Genomic DNA, 246 nt, shown 5'->3' with positions numbered 1-246 from the left:
TTCTAATTCTGCGGATACTTGATGTTTTTAAAAGAATCTACTGTAACTCTTTGGCTTTCAAAGCTTGCTAGCGGAGAAGTGACAGAAACAAATGCCCCAGCATGGCTGTTACCGTTCGTAAAAAACGAGTCTGACGCCGATCTTCTTAAAATCGCCGACAAGACAGTTGATTCGGCAAAAGTGGTATCAAGGTTTGGACGTGAAGGTTTACAGCTAAACAGCCGGTTAGATGAGGTTGTATCCGAA

The 246-nt window shown here is 42.7% G+C and carries 1 protein-coding gene; it reads left to right on the top strand.

Annotated features, from left to right (window positions below):
- Nucleotides 1-21: 21 nt before the first annotated feature.
- Nucleotides 22-246: hypothetical protein (locus tag A3757_RS04255; RefSeq protein ID WP_156506168.1), on the top strand; the 225-nt coding region annotated here is incomplete at its 3' end.

This window comes from Oleiphilus sp. HI0117 (assembly GCF_001635235.1).
The sequence above is the reverse complement of the archived record's forward strand: the minus strand, read 5'-3'. Positions and strand labels throughout refer to the sequence as shown.